Here is a 1714-nt window from a genome sequence, read left to right on the forward strand (position 1 = left end):
GGCGCAGGGGCTGTCGTACGAGGCCCCGAGCATCCCGATCGTGTCCAACCTGACCGGCGAGCTGGTGTCCGCCGAGGACATCACGAGCGCCGACTTCTGGGTGCGCCACGTCCGCGAGGCCGTGCGCTTCCTGGACGGCGTGCGCACGCTCGAGGCCCAGGGCGTCACCACGTTCGTGGAGCTGGGCCCGGACGGTGTGCTCACCGCCATGGCCCAGGAGTGCGTGACCGGCCAGGACGCCGCGTTCGCCGCCGCGCTGCGCGGCGGGCGCCCCGAGGCCGAGACCCTCACCACCGCCCTCGCCCAGGCGTACGTCCGGGGCGCCGAGGTGGACTGGGCCGGGTACTTCGCCGGGACCGGCGCCCACCGCGTCGACCTGCCCACGTACGCGTTCCAGCGCCGCCGCTACTGGCCGGACACCGCCCTGGAGGCCGCGGCCCCGGCCGAGGGCGCCGTGGACGCGGTGGACGCGGTGGACGCGCGGTTCTGGGAGGCCGTGGAGCGCGAGGACTGGGAGTCGCTCGCCACCGAGCTGCGGGTCGAGGGTGACCAGCCGCTCAGCGCGGTGCTGCCCGCCCTGTCGTCGTGGCGCCGCACCCAGCGCGAGCGGTCCGCCGCCGACGCGCACCTGTACAACGTGGTGTGGAAGCCGCGTCCGCAGGGCCCGTCCGGCTCTCCGGCCCCGGCCGGAACCTGGCTGGCCGTCGTCCCGGCGGACCACGCCGACGACACCCGGATCACCGTCGTCACCGACGACCTGACGCGGCGCGGGGCGCGGGTCGTCCGCGTCGCCCTGGACGCCGCGGACACCGACCCCGCGACCGTGGCCGACCGCCTCGCGCGGGCATCGGCGGACGGCGGCGGCCCGGTGGCCGGAGTGCTGTCCCTGCTGGCGCTGGACGAGCGGCCGCATCCGGCGCATCCGGCGGTGCCGGTCGGCCTGGCGCTGACCGGTGCGCTGGCCGAGGCGCTGGCACGGCAGGGCGGCGATGCCCCGGCGCGGCAGGGCGACGGCGCCCCGGCGCGGCTGTGGTGCCTCACCCGGGGCGCGGTCTCCACCGGCGGCGCCGACCGGCTGGACAGCGCCGTCCAGGCCCAGGTCTGGGGCTACGGCCGGGTCGTCTCCCTGGAACAGCCCGAGCGCTGGGGCGGTCTGGTCGACCTGCCGGAGACGGTGGACGAGCGGGCGCTGGAGCGGCTCGCGGCCGTGCTCGCCGGGGCCGACCACGAGGACCAGGTGGCGATCCGCGCCACCGGTGTCTTCGTACGCCGTCTCGTCCCGGCCCCGCGCGACGCGGCCACCGCCACCGCCGAGCCCTGGACGCCGTGCGGCACCGTACTGGTGACCGGTGGCACCGGCGCGCTGGGGCGGCACGTCGCCCGCTGGCTGGCCCACCACGGCGCGGAGCGGCTGGTGCTGCTCAGCCGCCGCGGCCCGGACGCGCCGGGCGCGGCCGAGATCGTGGCCGAACTGTCCGGCACCGACACCGCCGTGACCGTCGAGGCGTGCGATGTGGCCGACCGCGAGGCGCTCGCCGGGCTCGTGGCGAAGCTGGCCGCGGACGGCACCCCGGTACGGGCCGTGGTGCACTCGGCCGGGATCTCCCAGGAGCCGGGCACCGGCACCGAACTGAGCGAGTTCGCCCGGATCGTGGCGGCCAAGACCACCGGAGCGGTCCACCTCGACGCTCTCTTCGGCGAGGACGCCGACCCG

General features: G+C 77.5%; 1 protein-coding gene. It reads left to right on the top strand.

What is annotated here, in order from left to right; all coding sequences use genetic code 11:
- The coding region (locus AXW62_RS30730; RefSeq protein WP_159060990.1) for an SDR family NAD(P)-dependent oxidoreductase at positions 1-1714 on the top strand (1714 nt) is incomplete at both ends.

This window comes from Streptomyces hygroscopicus subsp. hygroscopicus, from assembly GCF_001553455.1.
GTDB lineage: Bacteria > Actinomycetota > Actinomycetes > Streptomycetales > Streptomycetaceae > Streptomyces > Streptomyces hygroscopicus.